The 16,740-nt window shown below is 70.0% G+C and carries 14 protein-coding genes and 1 other RNA gene; 13 read left to right on the top strand and 2 right to left on the bottom strand.

Annotated elements, in window-relative coordinates; translation table 11 throughout:
* Positions 1 to 195 precede the first annotated feature (195 nt).
* From AC067Z_RS32965 to AC067Z_RS32950, 4 genes are all read left to right on the top strand, one after another.
* Complete coding sequence (locus AC067Z_RS32965; RefSeq protein WP_478793325.1) at positions 196 to 1,842, top strand: serine/threonine-protein kinase; 1,647 nt, start codon at positions 196 to 198, stop codon at positions 1,840 to 1,842.
* Between the two features lie 234 nt (positions 1,843 to 2,076).
* The gene (locus tag AC067Z_RS32960; protein WP_478793324.1) at positions 2,077 to 3,348 is read left to right on the top strand and encodes a serine/threonine-protein kinase; all 1,272 of its coding nucleotides are present in this window, start codon (positions 2,077 to 2,079) and stop codon (positions 3,346 to 3,348) included.
* A gap of 48 nt (positions 3,349 to 3,396) precedes the next feature.
* Complete coding sequence (gene prfB / locus AC067Z_RS32955) at positions 3,397 to 4,503, top strand: peptide chain release factor 2 (RefSeq protein ID WP_478793323.1); 1,107 nt, start codon at positions 3,397 to 3,399, stop codon at positions 4,501 to 4,503.
* 269 nt (positions 4,504 to 4,772) lie between these two features.
* Positions 4,773 to 5,648 carry a hypothetical protein gene (locus AC067Z_RS32950; RefSeq protein ID WP_478793322.1) on the top strand — a complete coding sequence of 292 codons (876 nt, stop codon included), beginning with the start codon at positions 4,773 to 4,775 and terminating at the stop codon, positions 5,646 to 5,648.
* Between the two features lie 81 nt (positions 5,649 to 5,729).
* Here the strand turns inward: AC067Z_RS32950 and AC067Z_RS32945 are convergent, their stop codons facing one another.
* Entirely contained in the window at positions 5,730 to 5,912 is a 183-nt protein-coding gene (locus AC067Z_RS32945) for a hypothetical protein (RefSeq protein WP_478793321.1), read from the bottom strand.
* 249 nt (positions 5,913 to 6,161) lie between these two features.
* Between AC067Z_RS32945 and ftsE the strand changes: the two genes are divergently transcribed.
* The 5 genes from ftsE to ssrA all read left to right on the top strand — a co-directional run bounded on the left by ftsE (position 6,162) and on the right by ssrA (position 10,002).
* Positions 6,162 to 6,851: a cell division ATP-binding protein FtsE gene (ftsE, locus tag AC067Z_RS32940; protein WP_389226477.1), complete on the top strand. Its 690-nt coding sequence runs from the start codon at positions 6,162 to 6,164 to the stop codon at positions 6,849 to 6,851.
* A 28-nt stretch (positions 6,852 to 6,879) separates the two neighbouring features.
* Positions 6,880 to 7,797, top strand: a complete 918-nt coding sequence (gene ftsX / locus AC067Z_RS32935) for a permease-like cell division protein FtsX (RefSeq protein ID WP_478793320.1) — start codon at positions 6,880 to 6,882, stop codon at positions 7,795 to 7,797.
* A gap of 67 nt (positions 7,798 to 7,864) precedes the next feature.
* Positions 7,865 to 9,022, top strand: a complete 1,158-nt coding sequence (locus tag AC067Z_RS32930; RefSeq protein WP_478793319.1) for a S41 family peptidase — start codon at positions 7,865 to 7,867, stop codon at positions 9,020 to 9,022.
* 18 nt (positions 9,023 to 9,040) lie between these two features.
* A complete protein-coding gene (smpB, locus tag AC067Z_RS32925) occupies positions 9,041 to 9,520 on the top strand; it encodes an SsrA-binding protein SmpB (RefSeq protein WP_478793318.1) in 480 nt (159 codons plus the stop codon).
* Between the two features lie 86 nt (positions 9,521 to 9,606).
* Positions 9,607 to 10,002: a transfer-messenger RNA gene (gene ssrA, locus AC067Z_RS32920) on the top strand.
* Between the two features lie 63 nt (positions 10,003 to 10,065).
* Here the strand turns inward: ssrA and AC067Z_RS32915 are convergent.
* A complete protein-coding gene (locus AC067Z_RS32915) occupies positions 10,066 to 11,268 on the bottom strand; it encodes an MFS transporter (protein ID WP_478793357.1) in 1,203 nt (400 codons plus the stop codon).
* Between the two features lie 157 nt (positions 11,269 to 11,425).
* Between AC067Z_RS32915 and AC067Z_RS32910 the strand changes: the two genes are divergently transcribed.
* The 4 genes from AC067Z_RS32910 to AC067Z_RS32895 all read left to right on the top strand — a co-directional run bounded on the left by AC067Z_RS32910 (position 11,426) and on the right by AC067Z_RS32895 (position 16,604).
* Positions 11,426 to 12,394 (top strand): LysR family transcriptional regulator, encoded by a 969-nt coding sequence (locus tag AC067Z_RS32910; protein ID WP_478793317.1) that lies wholly within the window; start codon positions 11,426 to 11,428, stop codon positions 12,392 to 12,394.
* A gap of 158 nt (positions 12,395 to 12,552) precedes the next feature.
* Positions 12,553 to 13,212 (top strand): hypothetical protein, encoded by a 660-nt coding sequence (locus AC067Z_RS32905; protein ID WP_478793316.1) that lies wholly within the window; start codon positions 12,553 to 12,555, stop codon positions 13,210 to 13,212.
* A gap of 69 nt (positions 13,213 to 13,281) precedes the next feature.
* Complete coding sequence (locus AC067Z_RS32900) at positions 13,282 to 15,405, top strand: bifunctional polysaccharide deacetylase/glycosyltransferase family 2 protein (RefSeq protein ID WP_478793356.1); 2,124 nt, start codon at positions 13,282 to 13,284, stop codon at positions 15,403 to 15,405.
* Positions 15,402 to 16,604: an acyltransferase family protein gene (locus tag AC067Z_RS32895; RefSeq protein ID WP_478793315.1), complete on the top strand. Its 1,203-nt coding sequence runs from the start codon at positions 15,402 to 15,404 to the stop codon at positions 16,602 to 16,604. Before AC067Z_RS32900 ends, AC067Z_RS32895 begins: the two co-directional genes overlap by 4 nt.
* The last annotated feature ends 136 nt before the right edge of the window (positions 16,605 to 16,740 follow it).

Below are 16,740 nucleotides of genomic sequence, written 5' to 3'. Positions count from 1 at the left end.
AGGTTCGCTGCACTTCCGTACGGCAACCATCCGTACGATGCCCGCGTCTGTCTTCGAACAGAGACGACGGAATGCGAGCCTGCCGGTCATTCGTCCGGCGGCATTAAAGTGGGTCGGACACCCGGCAGTCCCCAGGATCAAAGGATCATCGGGCGGGCGGGGACCATGTGAGGACCGATCAGCAGGGAGCGCGACGTGCGGCCGGTAGGCAGCAAGTACCTGCTCGAGGAGCCGCTCGGGCGCGGCGCCACGGGCACCGTCTGGCGAGCACGTCAGAGGGAGACCGCGGGCGCCGAGGCAGCCGTCGCGGGTCAGCCCGGCGAGACCGTCGCGATCAAGGTCCTCAAGGAGGAGCTTGCGAACGACGCGGACGTGGTGATGCGTTTCCTCCGGGAGCGCTCGGTCCTCCTCCGCCTCACACACCCGAACATCGTGCGCACGCGCGACCTCGTCGTCGAGGGCGATCTGCTCGCCCTCGTCATGGACCTCGTCGACGGCCCCGACCTGCACCACTATCTGCGGGACAACGGGCCGCTGTCACCGGTCGCCGCGTCGCTGATGACCGCGCAGATCGCGGACGCCCTGGCCGCCAGCCACGCCGACGGCGTCGTCCACCGCGACCTCAAGCCGGCGAACGTCCTGCTGAAGACCGACGTCGACGGCCAGATGCATCCGATGCTGACCGACTTCGGTATCGCGCGGCTCGCCGATTCACCGGGTCTGACCCGAACCCACGAGTTCGTCGGGACCCCGGCGTACATCGCACCCGAGTCCGCAGAGGGCCGCCCGCAGACCTCCGCCGTCGACATCTACGGCGCGGGCATCCTGCTGTACGAGCTGGTCACCGGCCGTCCCCCGTTCGCGGGCGGCACGGCGCTGGAGGTGCTGCACCGGCATCTGAGCGAGGAGCCCCGGCGCCCCACGACGGTTCCCGAGCCGCTGTGGACGGTCATAGAGCGCTGTCTGCGCAAGGAGCCCTCCGAGCGGCCCAGCGCCGAGAACCTCGCCCGCGGGCTGCGTACGGTCGCGGCCGGTATCGGGGTGCACTCCAACGCCGCGCAGGTCGACGCCGCGCTCGGTGTGGCCGCCCTGCTCGCGCCGGACCCCGCCCCGGCCCCCGTCCCCCAGACGCCCGGTGCGGCCGACGCCACACAGTTCCTGCCGAACACCGGCGCCCCGGCGTACGACCCGGCGGGTGCGACCAGTGTCCTGCCGCAGACCGGTCCGTCCGGTGGCGCCGACGCCACGTCGGTGATGCCGCCGATGCCGCAGGGTCAGCCCGGCGGTCCCGAGGACCCGCACCCGTGGCAGTCGCAGCTGCAGGCGGCGCGCGACCGCAACGAGCAGACCCAGATGCAGTACCTGGACCCGAGCCAGGACCCCATGCGCCGGCGCCCTCAGCGTCAGCCGCAGCGCCAGCAGCAGCCGCCCCAGCGCCAGCAGCAGCGGCCGCCGCAGCGGCAGCAGCCCTACGCGCAGCCGCCTCAGCGGCACCAGCCGCAGCAGTACGCCCCGCAGCCGCAGCAGTACGCGCCTCCGCAGCCGCCGCCCCAGCAGCCGGTCCTGCGCCCGCCGCGCGAGCCGCGCCGGCGCAGCGCCAACCCGGTGCGCATCCCGGGGCTCGGCTGCCTCAAGGGCTGCCTCGTCATGGTGGTGCTCTTCTTCGTCGGCGGCTGGCTCATCTGGGAGCTCACGCCTCTCCAGGGCTGGATCGCCGAGGGCAAGAGCTACTGGGACGCCATCGGCGACGGGATCTCGACGGTGACCGACTGGGTCTCGCAACTCGGTGAGGCGAAGGACACCGCCGACCAGATCGGCGATGAGGTCAACAACCAGCAGTAGCCCCCACGGGCGGCCTGTCGCACGCCACTTCGTGGATTTGTCGACTTCTGCGGGCCGATTTATCCCGCAGAAGTGAAGGTCGGCGCCATCCGGGGCACACAGCTCCCCAACGCCCGCGTGGCCGACCCCGGGGAAACCACCCACCGGGAGAAACCACCAAGGGCCCCAGCCCTGGCTCACCGCGGCCCGGGCCGGGGTACTTTATGGGCAACGCCAGCCGCTGAGGGAGCAGTCTTGGCACGGAATATCGGCAGCCGGTACACGGCCCATCAGATCCTGGGGCGGGGAAGCGCCGGCACGGTGTGGCTCGGCGAAGGACCCGAAGGGCCCGTCGCCGTCAAGCTGTTGCGCGAGGACCTGGCCTCCGATCAGGAGCTCGTCGGCCGCTTCGTACAGGAGCGCACCGCCCTGCTCGGGCTCGACCACCCCCGGGTCGTCGGCGTCCGCGACCTCGTCGTGGACGGCAACGACCTCGCCCTGGTCATGGACCTCGTCCGCGGGACCGACCTGCGCACGCGACTCGACCGCGAACGCCGACTCGCCCCCGAGGCGGCCGTCGCGATCATCGCGGACGTCGCCGAGGGCCTCGCCGCGGCGCACGCGGCCGGAGTCGTGCACCGTGACGTCAAGCCGGAGAACATCCTGCTCGACATGGAGGGCCCCCTCGGCCCCGCCGGGTCCCATCCGGCGCTGCTCACCGACTTCGGCGTGGCAAAGCTGATCGACACCCCGCGCCGCACCAAGGCCGCCCGTCCCACCGGCAGCGGTGCACCGAACCCGTCGGGCATCATCGGCACCCCCGACTACATCGCCCCCGAGATCGTCGAGGGCCTGCCGCCGCGCGCCGCGGTCGACATCTACGCCCTGGCCACCGTGCTGTACGAGCTGCTGGCCGGCTTCACCCCCTTCGGCGGTGGCCACCCCGGCGCCGTCCTGCGACGCCACGTGACCGAGACCGTGGTTCCGCTGCCGGGCATCCCCGACGAGCTGTGGCAGCTCATCGTCCAGTGCCTGGCCAAGGCGCCCGCGTCCCGGCTGCGTGCCTCCGAGCTCGCCCACCGGCTGCACGACCTGTTGCCGTTGCTGGCAGGCATGCCGCCGCTCGACGTCGACGAGCCCGGCTCCGAACCGGAGCCCGAGCCGTACGAGGACGTCGTCCCGGTCGCCCACGGCGAGCCGCGCCGCCGTGGGGCGGTCCCTCTCGTGCCCGGGTCGGCCCCCGCGGACTCCAACCGCGACACCCACACCTCGATGCGCGTCCCGGCCCCCGACGAGCTCGCCGGGGGCGCCCACGGCACTGCCCGTGCCCCTCGCGCCCCAGGCCAGCGCCGCCCCGGATCGGCCCGCAACAGGGCTGCCTCGGTCCGCAAGCGCCGTATCGCCCTGGGCGTGGCCGCCCTGGTCGTGGCGGCGGCGGTGGGGGTAGGCGGCTGGCTGGCGACGAGCAGCGACGAGAACGAGCCGCCGCCGCGTGACTCCCAGCAGTCGGCCCCCTCCGAGCCCTAGGGTCCGGGGCCAGCACGGCTTACTCCACTCAGCCGTTACGCTGGACCCGTGGCAGTCGTCGATGTATCCGAAGAGCTGAAGTCCCTCTCCTCGACCATGGGGTCGATCGAGGCCGTCCTGGACCTCGACAGGCTGAGGGCAGACATCGCCGTGCTCGAGGAGCAGGCGGCGGCACCGTCCCTGTGGGACGACCCCGACGCGGCGCAGAAGATCACCAGCAAGCTTTCGCACCTCCAGGCCGAGGTCCGCAAGACCGAGGCCCTCCGCAGCCGTATCGACGACCTCGAAGTCCTCTTCGAGCTCGCCGAGGCAGAGGACGACCCGGACACCCGTGCCGAGGCCGAGACCGAGCTCGAGGCCGTGCGCAAGGCGCTGGACGAGATGGAGGTCCGTACCCTCCTCTCCGGCGAATACGACGAGCGCGAGGCGCTGGTCAACATCCGTGCCGAGGCCGGCGGCGTCGACGCGGCGGACTTCGCCGAGCAGCTGCAGCGCATGTACATGCGCTGGGCCGAGCGGCACGGCTACGGCACCGAGGTCTACGAGACGTCGTACGCGGAAGAGGCCGGCATCAAGTCGACCACCTTCGTGGTCAAGGCGCCCTACGCCTACGGCACGCTCTCCGTCGAGCAGGGCACGCACCGTCTCGTGCGTATCTCGCCGTTCGACAACCAGGGCCGCCGCCAGACGTCCTTCGCGGGTGTCGAGGTGCTGCCCGTCGTCGAGTCGAGCGACCACGTCGAGATCGACGAGTCCGAACTGCGCATCGACGTCTACCGCGCGTCCGGACCCGGCGGTCAGGGCGTCAACACCACCGACTCGGCGGTGCGCATCACGCACATCCCGACCGGCATCGTGGTCTCCTGCCAGAACGAGCGCTCGCAGATCCAGAACAAGGCGAGCGCGATGAACGTCCTGCAGGCGAAGCTGCTCGAGCGTCGCCGCCAGGAGGAGCAGGCCAAGATGGACGCCCTCAAGGGCGACGGCGGCAACTCCTGGGGAAACCAGATGCGTTCGTACGTCCTGCACCCGTACCAGATGGTCAAGGACCTGCGTACGGAGTTCGAGGTGGGCAACCCCCAGTCGGTGCTCGACGGCGAGATCGACGGTTTCCTCGAAGCCGGAATTCGCTGGCGCAAGCAGCAGGAGAAGTAGAAGGACGCTTTGTCGACAAGGGAACTGCCGCCCCAGGGGCGGCAGTTCCTTTTTATGTCACAGTTGCATCCCCGCAGGTCAGTCAACTGACAGCAATTCGGACATCGCACGCGCAACGACCTTGACGTTTACCCGTCAAGTAGGAAAGGTGGCGCGCGGCATGCGTATTTCTGGGGTGTGTGTGAGCGGGGGCACAGTGCAACGACCTCCGAGCCCGCGGCTCCGGACGCTGCTCCAATGACGAGATAGCTACTGGGGGTAGCAGCCAGATGACCAAGAAGACGCGGATTCGTGTCGCGCGTATAGCCGCGGGTGCGGTGATTGCCGCGGGTGCGTCGCTGACCGCCGCCGGCGCCGCGAGCGCCATCGGTATCGGGGTCGACGTCGGCCCCGTCGAGGTGTCGGCGAACGCCGACGAGAACGGCATCGACGCCGGTATCGGCATCAACGAAACCGAGGGCACCACCGGCGACCCGCTGGGCGGCGTCGACGGTGGCGCTGATGGCGGTGCCGACGGTGGCGCGGACGGTGGCGCTGATGGCGGTGCCGATGGTGGCGCGGACGGCGGCGTGATCGGCGGCGTGATCGGCGGTGCCGATGGTGGCGCGGACGGTGGCGCTGATGGCGGTGCCGATGGTGGCGCTGACGGTGGCGCTGATGGCGGTGCCGACGGCGGTGCCGATGGTGGCGCGGACGGTGGCGCTGATGGCGGTGCCGATGGTGGCGCGGACGGTGGCGCTGATGGCGGTGCCGACGGTGGCGCTGACGGCGGTGCCGACGGCGGCAACCAGAACGGTGGCACCGACGGCGGTAACGAGAACGGTGGCGCTGACGGCGGTGCCGACGGCGGCAACCAGAACGGTGGCACCGACGGCGGTAACGAGACCGGCGGTAACGAGACCGGTGGCAACGACAACGACCCCGACGGTGGCGTGATCGACGGTGACGGCGACACCGGCACCGGTACGGACACCGACAACGCGGGCTCGAAGCCGGTCGAGCAGGGCGAGGCCAAGGAGGAGCTGGCGGAGACCGGCGCCGCCGAGACCACGTTCCTGCTGATCGGTGCCGCGACGATGATCGCCGGTGGTATCGGCTTCCGTATGCTGCCGCGCTTCGTCGGTGGTGGCCGCGCCGCCGCCTGAACGGCATAGCGTGTGACAGAAGGGCCCGGGGTGCCAAGCACCCCGGGCCCTTCCACGTCTGCGGTCACTCTCGGTCGGCGCTCACACCGCCAGCAGCGCCATGGCGGCGATGAGGATCGCCAGCAGGGCCAGCAGCGCCAGCGGGTTCAGCCCGCCGAAGGGGCCCTCCTGCTGGAGGCGCTCACGATTCGCCCGGCAGACCGGGCAGCGGCCCTCGGCCACAGGTGCCGCGCAGTTCGCGCACACCAATCGGTCGTAGGTCATGCGCTCTCCTCCTCCCGCGCACCGGAGCCGCAGGCGCGGACCGTCGGCACACTTCATTCCCGACAACGCACCGGAAAACGCGGCTGTTCCCCTACCACTGTGCCAGCTCGGGCGCTTTTCGGCGCGGCCCGTCGGATTACACCCCATCCGTGACCGGACAAAATGCGCAAGTCAGGGCGGTGCCTGCGCGTCGCGGGCCGGTTCGCGTAAGGTCACGCACACCTACTCCCGGCCGACCGTGGTGCACCCGTGATCCGATTCGACAACGTCTCCAAGACCTATCCCAGGCAGAACCGCCCTGCCCTGCGCGATGTCTCCCTCGAAATCGAGAAGGGCGAGTTCGTCTTCCTCGTGGGCTCGTCCGGTTCCGGCAAGTCGACGTTCCTGCGTCTGGTCCTGCGCGAGGAGCGCGCCAGCCAGGGGCTCGTTCATGTCCTCGGCAAGGACCTGGCCCGCCTGTCCAACTGGAAGGTGCCGCAGATGCGCCGCCAGCTGGGCACCGTGTTCCAGGACTTCCGGCTCCTGCCCAACAAGACCGTCGCGGAGAACGTGGCATTCGCGCAGGAGGTCATCGGCAAGCCGCGCGGCGAGATCCGCAAGGCCGTGCCCCAGGTCCTCGACCTCGTCGGCCTCGGCGGCAAGGAGGACCGGATGCCGGGTGAGCTCTCCGGTGGTGAGCAGCAGCGCGTCGCGATCGCCCGGGCGTTCGTCAACCGTCCTATGCTGCTGATCGCGGACGAGCCGACCGGAAACCTGGACCCGCAGACCTCGGTCGGCATCATGAAGCTGCTCGACCGCATCAACCGCACCGGTACCACCGTGATCATGGCGACTCACGACCAGAACATCGTCGACCAGATGCGCAAGCGCGTCATCGAGCTCGAAAAGGGCCGTCTCGTACGCGACCAGGCACGCGGCGTCTACGGCTACCAGCACTGAGCCCAGACTGAAAGGCTGACAGCACGCCATGCGCGCCCAGTTCGTCATGTCGGAGATCGGTGTCGGTCTCCGTCGTAATCTCACGATGACCTTCGCGGTGATCGTCTCCGTAGCCCTCTCGCTCGCCCTCTTCGGCGGTGCGCTGCTCATGCGTGAGCAGGTCAGCACGATGAAGGACTTCTGGTACGACAAGGTCAACGTCTCCATCTTCCTGTGCAACAAGAACGACGCCGCGACCTCCGCGCAGTGCGCGAAGGGTGCCGTCACCACCGCGCAGAAGGATCAGATCAAGGCCGACCTCGATAAGATGGCCGTCGTCGACACGATCCATCACGAGTCGGCGGAAGAGGCGTACAAGCACTACCGCGAGCAGTACGGCGACACTCCGATCGCGTCCACCATCACGCCGGACCAGATGCAGGAGTCGTACCGGGTCAAGCTGCACGACCCGGAGAAGTACAAGGTGGTGGCGACCGCCTTCGCCGGCCGGGACGGCGTGCAGTCCGTCCAGGACCAGCGCAACATCCTGGAGAACCTGTTCTCCCTGATGAACGGCATGAACATCGCCGCGATCTTCGTGATGGCGCTGATGCTCGTCATTGCGCTGATGCTGATCGTCAACACCGTGCGTGTATCGGCGTTCAGCCGTCGGCGTGAGACCGGCATCATGCGTCTGGTGGGAGCGTCCAGCTTCTACATCCAGATGCCGTTCATCATGGAGGCCGCGTTCGCCGGCCTGCTGGGCGGGCTCGTCGCCTCCGTGATGCTGCTCGTCGGACGGTATTTCCTGATCGACCACGGGCTGGCGCTGGCGGAGAAGATGCAGTTGGTCAACTTCATCGGCTGGGACGCGGTCGTCACCAAGCTCCCGCTGGTGCTGGCGATCGGTCTGCTGATGCCCGCCATGGCCGCTTTCATCGCATTGCGCAAGTACCTCAAGGTGTGACAAGCGCCCCGGGCGCCGTGCGGTCAACAGCCGTACGGCGCCCTTTGCTTGTCCTAGACTCAACGCCATGTCGGGCCCCGAGTTCAGTCCCCGGCCCCACGGCATTCGCCGCGGGGCAGCCCTGACTTTGGTCTTCGCGACCGTTCTCGCGACCGCAGCGGCCACCGGCGGACTCCCGCGCGACGAGCATGAACAGGCGCGCAAGCTGTCGGCCCGCGCCGCCGCCGTGACCGTCGACCGCGAGGAAGTGGCCCGCGCCGCCGCCGACGCGATGGCCGACGGCAAGTCCGGGACCGAAGCGGCCGAGGAGTTCGTCAGCCGCAGCGGCGACCGATGGGGCGCGGTGTACGACAGCCGGGAGTACGAGGAGTTCGAGAACGCCCTCGACGGCGAGTACACCGGCGTGGGCCTGCGGACCAGACGCACCGGCGACGGACGGATGGAGGTCGCCGAGGTCAAGAGCGGCGGCCCCGCCGACCGGGCCGGGATCCGGGCCGGTGACCGGCTTCACACCGTCGACGGCCAGGGGGTCGCCAGGCGCCCGGTGACCGAGGTCGTGGCCCTGCTGCGCGGCGCCGACGGCACGGATGTGGCCCTCGGCCTGGAGCGGGACGGGCGCCGCTGGACCGAGACGCTGACCCGCGCCCTGCTGACCACCGAGACCGTCACCGTGCGCCGGCTGGACGGAGACAGCGTCGTGATCAAGGTGGTTTCGTTCACGAAGGGCTCTGGCGCGCGGGTGCGGGACGCGCTGCGCAGCGTCCCCGAGGGCGTGGGTGTCCTGCTCGACCTGCGGGGCAACGCCGGCGGCCTGGTGACCGAGGCCGTCACGGCGGCCTCCGCCTTCCTGGACGGCGGGCTGGTGGCGACCTACGACGTGCGGGGCAAGCAGCAGGCGCTGTACGCGGACCGCGGCGGGGACACCGGCCGGCCGCTGGTCGCGCTCGTCGACGCGGGCACCATGAGCGCCGCCGAGCTGGTGACCGGGGCGCTGAAGGACCGTGGCCGGGCGGTCACCGTCGGTTCGCGCACCTTCGGCAAGGGGTCGGTCCAGATGCCGAGCAGGCTTCCGGACGGTTCGGTGGCCGAGCTGACCGTGGGCCACTACCGCACCCCGGCGGGTCACAGCGTCGACGGGCGGGGCATCACCCCGGACCTGGTCGCGGTCGACGGCGCGGAACAGCGGGCCCGTACGGTATTGAGTGGCCTCAGGGGTGCCTCGTAGTGCGAAAATGACCGCACTATGGCAAAGGAAACAGGGCGCAAACTGATCGCGCAGAACAAGAAGGCGCGGCACGACTACCACATCCTCGACACCTACGAGTGCGGTCTCGTGCTGACGGGTACCGAGGTGAAGTCGCTGCGTCAGGGGCGGGCGTCGCTGGCGGACGGCTTCGTCCAGATCGACGGCGGCGAGGCATGGCTGCACAACGTTCACGTGCCGGAGTACAGCCAGGGAACGTGGACGAACCACAGCGCCCGGCGCAGGCGGAAGCTGCTGATGCACCGCGAGGAGATCGACAAGCTCGATTCCAAGTCGCAGGAGACGGGGCACACGATCGTGCCCCTCGCCCTGTACTTCAAGGACGGCCGGGCCAAGGTCGAGATCGCGCTGGCGAAGGGCAAGAAGGAGTACGACAAGCGGCAGACGCTGCGCGAGAAGCAGGACCGTCGCGAGGCGGACCGGGCGATGTCGGCGGTCCGGCGCAAGCAGCGGGGCTGACGACCCCGGGGAATGCGCTGGCATCGGCGTGCGTTGGTCACGTACGATGGCACAGCCCCCTCAACAGGGGCTTGATAAATCAACATGGGGATGATCGGTTTCGACAGCGGATGTCGAGGCAGGGGAAGCGTGTCGAGGAAGCGGCAATGATCTCGTTAACCATATGTCGCAACCAATAATCGCCGATTCCAAGCGCGATAACTCCGAAGCCTTCGCCCTCGCTGCCTGATCAGGCAGTAGAGACGAACCTTCACTAATGGAGCGTCAGCCCGGGGCTGTTCCCGACCCGGTTCCTGGCGTCAACTAGGGAACTAAACCTCTAGACCCGGTCACGGGGTCCGGAGGGAAATCAAACAGTGACTGAGCCCGTCGGAGACTTGTCTGCGTGATCTCCGGGGCTGAGAAAATCGCAGCAGACTGCACACGGAGAAGCCCTGGTTCTGCACCGTTGGACGCGGGTTCGATTCCCGCCATCTCCACCGATGGAGGTCATCGGGGGCCATGCCCCCGATACCCCCTCATCCCATGTGGACAAGGCCCGGCAGCTACGGCTGCCGGGCCTTCGTCATGCCCGCCAGGACCAGCGCCACGGCCGCCGCGCACACCGGCACCACGTACCCGGCGGCGGCGCCCATGTGCTCCGCCGTCCAGCCCCCGCTCGCCGAGCCCGCCGCGATGCCGCCGAGCAGCGCGGTGACGGCCAGCGTCATGCCCTCGTTCGCCTGGCCCTGCGGAGTGAGGCGCTGCACGGCGGTCATGCCGGTCACCATCGTCGGTGCCGTCGCCATGCCCGCGAGGAGCAGCGCTCCCGAGAGGGCGAGGACCGAGCCGGTGCCCGCCGCGGCCAGCAGTGGCAGGGACATCAGGGCGGTCATCGCGGTGAGGCAGGTGAGGAGCCCGGCGGTGCGACGGGCTCTGCCGTACAGCAGTCCGGCGACGCACGAGCCGGCCGCCTGCAGCGCGAGCACCGCACCGGCCGCCGGTCCGTCGACGAAAGCGAGGGTGACGACCTCCATCGAGCCGAAGACCGCACCCGTGGCGAGGAAGACGGCGAGCAGGGCGGGCATCCCCGGTGCCCTCAGGGGTGTGCCCGTCACGGCACGCGGGGCGACGGGTGGCTGTGTGGAGCGCTGGGCGGCGAACAGCAGGACGCCGCCGAGCAGCAGGGCCGCGCCGATCAGCGTGCCGGCCCCGGGGAAGAGCCAGGAGCTCAGGAACGCGGCGAGCACCGGGCCCAGCATGAAGCAGAGTTCGTCGGCGGCCTGCTCGAAGGAGTTCGCGGTGTGCAGGGCTGCCGGGTCGCCCTTGTGGAGGTGTGCCCAGCGGGCCCGGGACATGCCTCCGGTGTTGGGGGTGGTCGCCGTCGCCGCGTAGGCGGCGAACAGGGTCCAGTCGGGGGCGTCGAAGCGTATGCACAGCAGCAGGGCGAGCGAGCCGAGCACCGCCAGGGCGGTGGCGGGCACCGCGATCCGGGCCTGGCCGTGGCGGTCGACGAGCCGTGCTGTCCACGGGGCGACGAGCGCGGTCGCGGCGAGCCCGGCCGCCGTGACGGCGCCGGCGAGGGCGTACGAGCCACGGGACCCGGCGATCATGATGACGGCACTGACGCTGAACATCCCCATGGGCAGCCGGGCGATCAGATTTCCGGCGGTGAACGCGCGGGCGCCCGGCGTGGCGAAGAGCCGACGATAGGGGCCCGGTGTACGGCGGCGAGGGGCGGGCCCCGATCCGTCGTCGAATCGCGGCATGAACGCCGGTGCGCCCGGCGTGATCGCGGGCGGGGCTGTGGGAACGGCCGTGCGTGGCCGGGCGGTTTGCGGCATCTCCCCACCCTCGCCGCCCGGCAGGTCGGGGGTCCAACACCTGATCGATGGCCATTCACGCATCTGTGTTGTTGAATGCCTCGTGACCCGGGATCTGGAACCGCGGCTGCTGCGTGCCTTCGCCGCCGTCGCCGACGAGCTGCACTTCACCCGTGCCGCCGCACGGCTGTACGTCGCCCAGCAGGCGCTGAGCCGCGACGTGCGGCGGCTGGAACGGGAGCTCGGTACCGAGCTGTTCGTACGCACCACCCGGCAGGTCACGCTCACCGTCGACGGGGAGCGGCTGCTCCCTTACGCGCGGCGGGTGCTCGCCGCGCAGGACGAACTGCTCGCCGCTGCGGCCGGCTCCAGGCCGCTGCTGGTCGACCTCAACTCTCCTGATCCGGGAATGACGTCCGCCCGCGTTCTCGCGCGCGCCCGCGAACTCGCCCCGGAATACGAGCTGATGGCCCGCTACGAGAGCGGGCTGACCGGTGCCGCGGCCGACATCCTCAGCGGCCGGCTCGATGTGTCCTTCGGACGGTTCGCAGGTCTGGAGCCCGCCGTGCAGGCACAGCTGCTCCACCTTCCCGTGCGGCTGGAGCCGATGGCCGTCCTGCTGCGGGAGGACCATCCGCTCGTCGGTCTGGAGCGCATTCCGTTGAACGCGCTCGCGGGGGAATCCGTATATGCCGGTGCAGGGAACGAGCGGACGCGGGAGTGGACCGATCTCGCACGCCTGCTGTTCGCCGGGCGGGGGATCTCCGTGGCGCCGCCCGCGCCTATGGCGGTGGGTGTCGAGGAGTTCCGGCGGCTGATGGAGAAGGTCAGTCGTCCCGTGCTCGTCGTCGTGGACTTCGCTCCCATGCCCGGCACGGTGCGGCGGCCCCTGGTGGACCCCGTACCGCTCTCGCCCCTCTCGATGGTGTGGCGCAGAGGACTGCACCACCCCGGTCTGGATGCGCTGCGCCGGGCCGCCACCGAGCTCGCGACGCGGGAGGGCTGGCTGAATAGGGATCCCGCGGGATGGTTGCCGGAACGTGATATGTCCCTGATGTGTGACAAGGCGTGAGACGTGGGCCCGGGGTCAACGCGGGTGCGCTACATTCATCATCCGGGTGGGTGAGTGGGTCAGAGGCGCTGAACACAGGTTGGGGAACCCGATCGGACAGCACCGGTCAGTTACAGCGCACACCCGATCACTTTCAGTGGGGGGATGTGCAATCTGCCATGGAAAAATGGCAAGAAGACGCCGGTATCGGCCATACACATGAGCCGCACGAGGTGACCGTCCAACTCGACGGCCTCGGGCGCCAATCGGGCACGCTCCGCATGGCCCAGGTGGTCGCGACGGACAGCGCCGAGGGCCCAGTCTTCGTCGACGAGAGCGGCCGCCGCAGCAAGAAGTTCCGGCGGCTCGGCTGGGTCCTCGCGGCCGGCTGTGCCTGCTACGCGATCACGCTCGTCGCCGCCCTCGCCGGCGGTGACTCCAGCGCGCCCTGGCTGCCCGGCCTCGGACAGTCCGGCGAACAGCAGGCCGATCAGGTGGAGATACAGCCCGCCCCGACCGACCGCCCCTCCTCGGTGGCGACGGCCGGGGCGACCCCCGGCGCCCCCACGGCCACCGGATCCGCCGATGCCGTTCTCCCGGGGCCCTCGGGCTCCACGAGCGACGGCGCGTCACTTCCCGCGGTGCCCCCGCCCGCGGCGTCCGACTCCGCTCCGGCCGAGCCCTCCCGCAACGTGCCCGCCCCCGGGCCGGACGACCCGCCGCCCGCCGTCGACAGCAGCGAGCCCGCTCCGCCTGCCAGCGAGCCCGGCCCCTCCCCGTCCGACCCCACGCCGACCGACGATCCCACCGGACAGCCCGTGCAAGAAGGCGCTCTGTAGATGACCCACCACGCACCGAGGGCCTCGCGCAGGCGGCGGCCCCAGCGCGTCGTACGCCGCAGACTGCCCATGCGCTATCTGCTCCCCGTCCTCTTCCTCGTCGCGCTGCTCGCCATGCTGATGCTGCGCGGCTATGTGCACAGCGAGATCCTCGCCGACCACCGGGTCCGCCCACCCGCGCCCACCGACCGGGTCCCCGAGCGCATCCTCCAGGGCGGCCCCATCATCGACGCGCGGGACGTCCAGGCGCCCAAGGCGCTGAGCGTGCCGGACCGCCGGCTCGTGCTCACCTTCGACGACGGGCCCGACCCCGAGTGGACGCCGAAGGTCCTCGACAAGCTGAAGGAGTACGACGCCCACGCCGTCTTCTTCGTCACGGGCACCATGGCCTCGCGCCACCCCGATCTGGTGGAACGCATGGTGCGCGAGGGGCACGAGGTGGGGCTGCACACCTTCAACCACCCTGATCTCTCCTTCCAGTCCACGCGACGCATCGACTGGGAGCTGTCGCAGAACCAGCTGGCCATCGCCGGCGCCGCCGGGATCCGCACCTCGCTGTTCCGACCCCCGTACTCCTCGTTCTCCGACGCGCTCGACAACGAGTCCTGGCCGGTCACCCAGTACATCGGCAGCCGCGGCTACATCACCGCGTTCAACAACACCGACTCCGAGGACTGGAAGCGCCCCGGGGTCGAAGCGATCATCGAGCGGGCCACGCCCCGGGGCACCAAGGGCTCGATCGTGCTGATGCACGACTCCGGCGGCGACCGCTCGCAGACTGTGGCGGCCCTGGACCGGTTCCTGCCGCAGATGAAGGAGCGCGGCTACAGGTTCGCCAACCTGACCGAGGCGCTCGGCGCACCCAGTGCCCACACCCAGGTCAGCGGGCCCGACCTGTGGAAGGGCAAGGCCTTCGTCGCCGCAGTCGCCGTCTCCGAGAACACCACGGAGATCCTCGTCGTCGGCCTCGCCGCGATCGGTGTCCTCGTCTTCCTCCGCTTCGGACTGATGCTGGTGCTCTCCTTCGCGCACGCGCGAAAGGTGCGCAGACCCGGTTTCACCTGGGGGCCGCCGATCACCGGACCGGTGTCCGTGCTGGTCCCCGCGTACAACGAACGCGAATGCATCGCCAACACCGTGAACTCGCTGACGGCGAGCGAGCATCCCATCGAGGTCGTCGTCATCGACGACGGATCGACGGACGGCACCGCCGACATCGTCGAGTCGATGCGGCTGCCGGGCGTCCGCGTCGTACGGCAGGCCAATGCCGGCAAGCCCGCCGCACTCAACAACGGCATCCGGCACGCCCGGTACGACATCGTCGTCATGATGGACGGCGACACCGTCTTCGAACCCGCCACGGTCGGCGAACTGATCAAGCCCTTTGCGGACATGCGCGTCGGCGCCGTCGCGGGCAACGCCAAGGTCGGCAACCGCGACAGCCTGATCGGCGCCTGGCAGCACATCGAGTACGTGATGGGCTTCAACCTCGACCGCCGCATGTACGACGTGCTCGGCTGCATGCCCACCATTCCCGGCGCGGTCGGTGCCTTCCGCCGCCAGGCCCTGAACCGCGTCGGCGGCATGAGCGAGGACACCCTCGCCGAGGACACCGACATCACCATGGCCATCCACCGCGACGGCTGGCGCGTCGTCTACGCGGAGAACGCCCGCGCCTGGACCGAGGCCCCCGAGTCCGTCCAGCAGCTGTGGTCGCAGCGGTACCGCTGGAGCTACGGCACCATGCAGGCGATCTGGAAGCACCGCCGCGCCCTCGTCGAGCGCGGGCCGTCGGGCCGCTTCGGCCGGGTCGGCCTGCCGATGGTCTCGCTGTTCATGATCGTGTTCCCGCTGCTGGCTCCGCTGATCGACGTCTTCCTGCTGTACGGGCTGGTCTTCGGGCCCACGGGGAAGACGATCGCCGCATGGCTCGGGGTGCTCGCCGTCCAGGCCGTCTGCGCCGCGTACGCCTTCCGGCTCGACCGGGAGCGCATGACGCATCTGATCACCCTGCCGCTGCAACAACTCCTGTACCGGCAGCTCATGTACGTGGTGCTGCTGCAGTCCTGGATCACCGCGCTCACCGGCGGCCGGCTGCGCTGGCAGAAGCTGCGCCGCACCGGTGTCGTCGAGGCGCCGGGCGGAATGCCCGCACAGCCCAGGCGCAGCGACGAGCGGAGGCCCGTCGCATGAGCACCCACGCCGTACAGGGTGCGCAGACCGGGCCGTCGGCGCCGCCCGCCGCAACGAGGAAGCGGCCCGGCCGGGACCGCTATCTCGACCTGCTGCGCTCCGTCGCGTTGGTCCGCGTCGTCGTCTACCACATCTTCGGCTGGGCCTGGCTGACCGTCCTCTTCCCCTCCATGGGCGTGATGTTCGCGCTCGCGGGCTCGCTGATGGCGCGTTCGCTGGCGCGGCCGGCGTGGGGGGTCGTCCGAGGCCGTATCCGCAGGCTGCTGCCGCCGATGTGGGCGTTCTCGGCGTTCGTCCTGCCGGTGATCTTCTACTTCGGCTGGAAGCCAGTGAAGGAGGAGGGGGTGTGGTGGTTCGTCAAACTGGCCTGGTACGTCGTGCCGGTCGGCGCACCGCCGTACCCCTGGCACAGCGGTGACAACGCCGGCCTGCTGGAGGACACCTGGGCCGTACAGGCCGCGGGCCCGCTCTGGTACATCCGTGCGTACCTGTGGTTCGTGATCGCCTCGCCCCTGCTGCTGTGGGCCTTCCGCAAGGTGCCGTGGGCGACCCTGCTGGCACCGCTCGGGCTGACCGCGATCGTCGGATCCGGGCTCGTCACGATCCCCGGCGAAACCGGCAACGTGATCACCGACTTCGCCTGCTACGGCTCGTGCTGGGTGCTCGGCTTCGCGCATCAGGAGGGCCTGCTCGAGCGGATCCCGCGCTATCTGTCGATATCCGTCGCGGCGCTGATCATGGCATTCGGCCTGTGGTGGGCCTCCGGCCATCTGGGGCCCGACGGCTGGGACCTCAACGACATCCCGCTGGCACAGGCGACCTGGTCGTTCGGTTTCTGCGTGATCCTGCTCCAGTACGCCCCCTCCTGGCAGGAGCTGCCGGGCCGTCTCGCCCGCTTCGACAAGCTGGTCACGCTCTCCAACAACCGAGCCGTGACGATCTACCTCTGGCACAACCTGCTGATCATGGCGACGATCCCGGTCATCGACCTGCTGTGGAAGATCCCAGGGGTGTGGCCCACCTACTCCGGCTTCCTGGAGAGCATCTACACCACCCTGATGCTGATCGTCGTCTGGCCGCTGATCGGCCTCATGATCGTGTCGGTCGGCTGGCTGGAGGATGTCGCCGCCAAGCGCAGGCCGCGGCTGTGGCCGAACGGCGCCCGTCGGGGCGGTCGCCGCGCCCGGGAGTCCGGCTGACGGGCGGGTCCGTGCGAGCGCGGCGCCGGGCGTGTCCCGCGCCGGGCTCACACAGGGTCCGGCGCCCGGGTGAGAGCAACGTTCCGCACCGGTCACCTCGTGCCACCGGCCTGAAACGCGCCGTCCATAACGTCGT

The organism is Streptomyces sp. NPDC043812, assembly GCF_056436245.1.
Note: the sequence above shows the minus strand (reverse complement) of the source record. Positions and strands in the feature narration are given on the sequence as shown.